The organism is Streptomyces sp. NPDC127038, from assembly GCF_042725875.1.
GTDB lineage: Bacteria > Actinomycetota > Actinomycetes > Streptomycetales > Streptomycetaceae > Streptomyces.
The window spans coordinates 24,787-31,980 of record NZ_JBHXDQ010000026.1; the positions used below are offsets into that span (position 1 = coordinate 24,787).

The 7,194-nt window shown below is 57.2% G+C and carries 5 protein-coding genes and 1 pseudogene; all 6 read left to right on the top strand.

The window, feature by feature from the left end; translation table 11 throughout:
* The first annotated feature begins 156 nt into the window (after positions 1 to 156).
* Positions 157 to 555, top strand: coding sequence for a CU044_2847 family protein (locus ACFWI4_RS19640; protein WP_387197689.1), 399 nt, complete (start codon positions 157 to 159; stop codon positions 553 to 555).
* Complete coding sequence (locus ACFWI4_RS19645; protein ID WP_387197691.1) at positions 501 to 1,505, top strand: trypsin-like peptidase domain-containing protein; 1,005 nt, start codon at positions 501 to 503, stop codon at positions 1,503 to 1,505. The genes ACFWI4_RS19640 and ACFWI4_RS19645 overlap by 55 nt, the downstream gene beginning before the upstream one ends.
* A gap of 25 nt (positions 1,506 to 1,530) precedes the next feature.
* Positions 1,531 to 3,033, top strand: coding sequence for a hypothetical protein (locus ACFWI4_RS19650; protein ID WP_387197694.1), 1,503 nt, complete (start codon positions 1,531 to 1,533; stop codon positions 3,031 to 3,033).
* An 11-nt stretch (positions 3,034 to 3,044) separates the two neighbouring features.
* Positions 3,045 to 4,097, top strand: coding sequence for an AAA family ATPase (locus ACFWI4_RS19655; RefSeq protein ID WP_387197697.1), 1,053 nt, complete (start codon positions 3,045 to 3,047; stop codon positions 4,095 to 4,097).
* A gap of 134 nt (positions 4,098 to 4,231) precedes the next feature.
* Positions 4,232 to 5,548 (top strand): annotated as a pseudogene (locus ACFWI4_RS19660) (SAV_2336 N-terminal domain-related protein); the annotation flags it as partial.
* A 273-nt stretch (positions 5,549 to 5,821) separates the two neighbouring features.
* A partial coding sequence (rpsA, locus tag ACFWI4_RS19665) for a 30S ribosomal protein S1 (RefSeq protein ID WP_387197849.1) occupies positions 5,822 to 7,194 on the top strand: 1,373 nt, incomplete at its 3' end.

A 7,194-nucleotide genomic window follows, 5' to 3' on the forward strand; every position in this document is an offset into this window, starting at 1 on the left:
CGGACCAGACAACGAGAACTCCCATGCTCGCGGCCGGGCCGCCCATATCTCAAGATCGATAAGCCGGGTATGCGAGATGTCCAACTCCGCGAGTCATGCACCAAGTTGAGGCGAGGCGACTATCATGGTCACGGGCATAGTGACCTTGGGGGCCGTGTGAGCGAAATAGTGACGATCGACTTGGGCAACGGTGACACCGTGACAGCCGAAGTGATCGGCGACTTGCCTTTCCAGCAACCTCCCACTGCGGACTACGGCGATGTTGGGGTGCGGCAGCGCGCAGCTCAACTCGGTTCTGCCGTAGCTATGACACTGGACCAGGTACGTGGCACCGTGCAGGGAGTAGGCCGGTGGGCCGCGCAAAGTATCATCGAGGGCTCCGCGGGAGCACCAGACGCCTTCGAGGTTGAGTTCGGGATCAAGTTGGCAGTGAAGTCTGGTCAGTTGCTTGGTGTTATCGCTGAGGCCGGCAGCGAGGCAGGGCTAACCATTCGACTCTCATGGGATCTCGCTTCGCGTCGAAGTGCCGACACATCCGTTCAGGACCTCGGGTGACGCTGTCACAACTACGACTGGGCGACATCGAAACATCTCATCACTGCACTGTCTGGATTTCTGTCGATGGAAAATTTCGGGGCAGCGGATTTCTGGTTTCACCCGGCCTGGTAATCACAGCAGCGCACGTTGTTGCGGACGCCTGCGGGCCAGCCAAAGAGGCCACCGTGCACCACACATCAGGTACACATGTAGTGCCGATGGAGAAGATCCGAATCGAGCCGACTAGGCACGATGGAAGCCGATTTTACCCGTACCCAGACCTAGCATGCCTGTCAGTGCCACATTGGAATAGACATCCAGTGGTCACATTGGCGTCTAGCGACCCCGAAATTGGAACGCAACTAATAGCGCTTGGATATTCTCCCGACACTCCGACTCCCGGAGTTCAACCTGAAACACTTGTTCTTAGCTCTGCGGGCAGGTCAGCAGGTTTCATGCGAGTGTTGGGGGATGGCGTAAAAGCGGGCTATAGCGGCAGCGTACTGCTGGGTCCAGACCGCCTGGCCTACGGCGTGCTTAAGGGGAGTCGCTCATACTCAGTCGATCAGGGCGGTTGGTTTGTCCCGGTTACCGTGCTCGCGATTTTTCTTGGTGCGAACAGTTCCCCACCTCAAAATCCGGACACGATGAACTACCCACCGACTGATGCAGAGCTTGTGCAGGCTTTGATGGCATTTCCCACCTTGGCACGCCCCGATAGTCGCTACGATCTATTCGAGAAGATAGGTAATCATCTAGGACTTCCGCACTCCTTCGAAGTCGACGATCGCTCCGACCGAAGAGATCACCTTTATCGGCTAGTGCATCGGTGTAGACACTATCGAGACAGTCAAAGTGCACTGCGGGCAGTGTATACAGCGATGGAGGAACTCGTACCTTACGACGCCGCCCTCGAGCGTCTTCGCCTGGTCGTCAGTCATGCTATTGGCGACTGGGAGGGGAAATAATATGAGCATTGCGCGGAATCCAGAGATGCAGGCCGAGCCTTGGTCTCAATCGACAGCAGATCTCTTGTGTGATGTGCTACTGAGATTCGAAAAAATGCAACGCCTGGAATTTCGATTGAGTGTGCTCGGTCAGATGGCAAAGGATGAACGATCGCGAGATATCAATCATGATGTGAGCGAATCATCGGACCCGCGTATTCACATCAGGGCAATTATAGGCGTCATTGCTACACGTGCGGATCCGGTGGGAGTTCTTGAATCCCTGACTGATTCACTGACCGTACAAGCACCTTACGATGGCGCAATGCCATGGCTAAAGCTAATCGTCCTCACAGTAGCGAACTGTCCACCGCCGATCTCTGAGCAGATGTTATCTCTAATCAAACCCCTTCGTGCATTGACCTCACAGCCGCGACCTCAAAAATTGCACGCATATTTGCTCGGATCGAGCAAGGGGGTTAACACGCTGCGCGGCAATGAGACTTTGCCCGAGATATTGGCACGTCTCGCCGACCTTCGCGGTGATCCGAATCTGACCGCTATGTTCCGCTTCCTGCGTTCATTTAGTTCGGACGTGGAAAGTCCAGTATATGAGGAGCTCGAACCAGTTCGAGATGTCCTAGCGAGAATGAGAATTCACTGCAATTCGGCGGGTGAAGGCGACAATGCGCCTTCGGATGGTTACCGCCTAATCGTGCAGATCCGCGTTGAGCCTGAAGATGCCGAGCATGAACCGAATGGACGCTACCGGCTGAATGCTTCTTTTTATCGCCAGGGGCTATCTGGCGGACGCTTGGAGCGGGTCGGCAGCCTGGGACAGGTTGAGTCTTTCTCTAAAAATGAGCTAATTGGTGAGGGAAGCGCTCGCCTAACTCGCTGGGCTGACTTGGCGCGTGAATTCCGTTCATCCGCCAGTGGACATGTCAGGATTGAGTTCCTACTGCCGACATCTCTGCTAAGCCATCCGGCTGAATTGTGGTCAACTGGTGCCACGCGGCGCCCCTTGGGGCAACATCACCCTGTGGTTATTCGCTCACTGGAGCGTTATATTGATGCTTGGCTTGACACCCGCCCTTGGCGGGAGCGTTGGAATTCCCTACAGCAGAAGGAAGGAGAGGTAGAGGTAGATGCGCTCGACTTGATCGGGTGGCCTGTATTGGAATCCGAAAAGGCAGCTGAATTTACACGTTGGGTTGCTGCTCGTCCTGCACTCGCGTGTCTGGGATTGAGCGTGCCGTACAACGAACTTGACCCCGCCATGCGCGATGCCGTGGATGATGCGATTTTTACAGAAGGTATGCCAGTGCTGTTGTGGCGAAGGGATAAAGGAGCGATCTCTGAGTTGCTAGACGCGCTACGAGAAATTAAGCCTAATTGCCTAACTGACCTCCCAGTGACAGTCCACATGTGTCGCAGAGGCGGACGTGTCGCGGGACCAGATGATGTACGTAATAACATTACGCTGCTATGGGATGACCCAGACTGCCTCGATCCGGACCAAGACACCCCCTTCGCGGGAATGATTTGAGGAGTGGCTGCATGGAAATCAGTCAGGATACGGAGCCCCTGAATGAAGACTGGTGGATCTACAAAGGAGATGGCATTCCTCATGCCGGCGTTAATGGCCTGCCATCACCGCCAGCGTGGCGGGCTTTCGGCGACACTTCAGCCCAGACGTTGTTGCCGCTGCCATCCCAGGAACTCTCTCCCGGTGCCACCAGCCGACGACTCGGGCGCGTTCGTCAAGCGGCTGCATACCAGGCAGACAAAGCCGAAGTGCAGTTGGTTAATCTCGCTCTTCATCTGCGTCGCCCACTATTGATCACCGGTAAACCGGGGGTGGGTAAATCCACTCTGGCATACGCCGTAGCGCACGAACTGCGTTTGGGTCCTGTACTGCGTTGGCCCATCACTAGTCGATCAACTCTTCGTGACGGCCTCTACGCCTATGACGCAATCGGGCGTCTTCATGACGCTGGGATAAGAGGTGATTCGAAAGAATTCAAAGAGCCAAAGATTGGACGGTATCTGAGACTTGGCCCCTTGGGCACCGCTCTTTTGCCTTGGCGGCATCCTCGGGTATTGTTGATTGATGAGATCGACAAAAGTGATGTTGACCTGCCGAACGATCTCCTTAACGTTTTCGAGGAGGGAGAATTCGAAATTCCGGAGCTCTCCCGACTTGGCTCCGGTAAGCGAGAGGTTATGACAGCAGATCAGTCCGCGGTTGCTAACGTGGAGGGAGGTGTAGTGCGGTGTGCAGAGTTTCCCTTCGTCATTCTTACTAGCAATGCAGAACGCGAGTTTCCTAAAGCTTTTCTTCGTCGTTGCGTGCGCCTTGAAGTGCAGCCGCCAGATGCGAAGCGGCTGGCGGCGATGGTTTCAGCCCATTTGGGCGACGACCCAGATTCAGAATCGATCCGTGCTGGCTTGATCACAGAGTTTCTCCGTCGTCAACGTGAAGAGGGAGCAAGCTTGGCAAATGACCAGCTATTGAACGCGCTACTCATGGCCGAGCGTGGCCTGTGGTCGCATAAGGCAGGGCGTGACGTCATTCAAGACGTGCTGCTGCGTTCACTCGGTGACAGTTGAATAGAATGACAAATCGGCCACCTGGGCGAGGAGGGCTACGCGAAGCCCTCGCCCAGCTCCTTGGTGCGGAAGACGGCGAGTTCACTCCTGACGACCTTGCCGATGTCTTGTACATCTCGCGACTTGCCGGACTGATGCCTTTGGCTGATGTTCCCAGTCGGTCCGACAGGGCCGACGATGAGGCGCCTAAGCGAGGGCAGCGCCTTGACGTACATGAGGATGGTTCATCCACTTCAGATACGGCGAATTCAGGAAAATCTGATAATGCCGCCCGATCGCACGGTGAGCCCAAAGTGCGGCTCCATCCGTTTCCACGTAGCCAAATTGGTGGCGTCCGCAGCGGTTCTGATCACGTTGTCCAAGTGACGCGCCCTCCGGACCTATCCGGCTCCCTGGCAATAGAAAGAGCGCTGCGCCCCCTGCGGCAGCAGGTAGACGCCCGTGGTACGTCGTGCCTCGACGAAGAAGCCACCGCTCAGGCTTCCAGCGAGGCAGGTCGTCTGCTTCCCGTCTGGCGACCAGTACGGGAACCGCGTTTTTCTGTCGACCTGGTGGTAGACACCGGCGCCACCATGGCGGTTTGGCATCGCCTCGCAGGAGAGTTGTATGACCTCCTGGAGAGGCATGGTGCCTTCGCGAGCGTGCGTTGCTGGGCAATGAATACGGATTCTGTAGTTCCATTTTTAGCTCCGTTTCACCGCAAGCGTTCTTACCATGCGCCGAATCGAGCGTCTTCACCACACTGGTTCCCGCCATTTCAGGACCGATCAGATGGTCGGATCTTGTTCGTGCTCACCGATGCTGTTGGTCCGGCTTGGTACGGGACTAAGCTTCCTTCACTTCTGGGTGAGGCTATCAGTAGTCGCCCGACGGCAACGCTGCAAGTCTTGCCTCGCCGGCTGTGGCACCGTACAGCCCTAAGGGCAACCTCGGTGGAGGCTTGTGTCATTGACGCGCGACGTCCCGTTCCTGCCGTTCGCTTGAATGCCGGAGTGCGTGGTCTTTTCCGGGGAGCGCGGGGAGTCGCGAGTTGGCTACCAGTCATGGAAGTTGATGGCAACTGGCTCACTCCCTGGGTGGAGCAGATTGCGGGACATAGAGCGGGGTGGGTCCCAATGCTTGCTGCTTCAGTGCCTGGAATGAATCGACCGCGGCGCTCCGGTGAGTTCTCGGCGGCGACAATTTCTGCTGCAGACCAAGTCACTCGTTTTCGCAGCGGGTGTTCGCCTGACGCTTATCGATTGGCCTGCTATCTCGCGGCAGCACCCTTGAGCCTGCCTGTTATGCGTTTGGTGCAAAAGGCTACCGTCCCTACTTCGAAACAAACTGACCTTGCAGAGTTGTTTGTTTCCGGACTAATCACTAGGAGGAAAGGTGTGCCGACAGTCGATGACCCAGACGAGGAAGTTTATGATTTTCGCGAAGGTGTCCGAGAGGAATTGCTAAGTGAACTCACGCGAGGAGAGTCTGTGCGTCTCCTTGAGGAAGTGTTGCCGAAGGTTTCCGGAAGGGTAGCTGCCACTTTCGGAGGAACTCTGGATTTCAGAGCTCTAGCCTCGTTGGTGACTGAACCTGAGATCGTTGCTTCGGCGACTCGGCTCGACGAACGCAGTTTGCCCTTTGCTGAGGTTGCTGTGACGGTTCTTGCTGGCGCGGGAGGCCAGCATCGCTCAATTGCTCGCCAACTCGCAGAAGCTGTGCGCGACCATTTTCGGTCTGCTGAAATTTTTCTGCGATCGGAAAGGCCTCGCCTTGTTCCTGAAGGATCGAACAGGAAGGAGTATGCAAAAGGGGATATTATTGCTGGTCTCGTAATCGGAATTGAATCGGACGTAGTAGTTGTCGATGTCGGTGGTGAGCGATTTGGGTACATTCCAATTCGCGAATTGTCCGTCAGGCACATTGCTGATCCGAACGAGGCGGTCGCTCTCGGTGACGAGATCGAGGCTCTGGTTCTCCAGAAGGAGGACAAGGAAGGCCGCCTGATCCTCTCGAAGAAGCGTGCCCAGTACGAGCGCGCCTGGGGCACCATCGAGAAGATCAAGGAAGAGGACGGCATCGTCACCGGCACCGTCATCGAGGTTGTCAAGGGTGGTCTCATCCTCGACATCGGCCTCCGTGGCTTCCTGCCGGCTTCTCTCGTCGAGATGCGCCGTGTCCGCGATCTCCAGCCCTACGTGGGCAAGGAGCTCGAGGTCAAGATCATCGAGGTGGACAAGAACCGCAACAACGTGGTCCTGTCCCGCCGTGCCTGGCTGGAGCAGAGCCAATCCAAGTCCCTTCAAGCGTTCCTCGCCACCTTGCAAAAGGGTCAGGTCCGCTCTGGCGTTGTCTCCTCGATCGTTACCCACGGTGTGTTCGTGGACCTGGGTGGCGTCGACGGTCTGGTGCATGTCTCCGAGCTCTCCTGGAAGCACATCGATCACCCCTCCGAGGTTGTCGAGGTCGGCCAGGAAGTCACAGTTCAGGTCTTGGACGTCGACATGGACCGCGAGCGCGTCTCCCTGTCGCTCAAGGCGACGCAGGAAGACCCGTGGCAGCAGTTCGCCCGTACGCACCAGATCGGTCAGGTCGTCCCGGGTAAGGTTACGAAGCTCGTTCCGTTCGGTGCGTTCGTCCGCGTGGACGAGGGTATTGAGGGGCTGGTCCACATCTCCGAGCTGGCCGAGCGCCACGTGGAGATCCCGGAGCAGGCCGTCCACGTCAACGACGAGATCTTCGTCAAGGTCATCGACGCCGACCTCGAGCGTCGTCGCATCAGCCTCTCGCTGAAGCAGGCCAACGAGTCCTTCGGTGCCGACCCGGCCTCGGTCGAGTTCGACCCGACCCTGTACGGCATGGTCGCGTCGTACGACGATCAGGGCAACTACATCTACCCCGAGGGCTTCGATCCCGAGAGCGACGCCTGGCTACCGGGCTACGAGACCCAGCAGCAGGAGTGGGAACGCCAGTATCTGGAGGCCGAGACTCGCTTCAAGCAGCATCGGGCCCTAGTCATCAGAAGCCGCGCTGAGACCCTCCCGTTGGATGAGCGGGCATTGCAGATCGCCGAGGCAACCCTTGGCCCCGACCATCCCGATACCGTCCTTCGCCTGGG

Coding starts and splice junctions, on each gene's coding strand:
- ACFWI4_RS19645 (WP_387197691.1), top strand. CDS start 501: ATGGGATCTCGCTTCGCGTCGAAGTGCCGACACATCCGTTCAGGACCT.
- ACFWI4_RS19650 (WP_387197694.1), top strand. CDS start 1,531: ATGCAGGCCGAGCCTTGGTCTCAATCGACAGCAGATCTCTTGTGTGAT.
- ACFWI4_RS19655 (WP_387197697.1), top strand. CDS start 3,045: ATGGAAATCAGTCAGGATACGGAGCCCCTGAATGAAGACTGGTGGATC.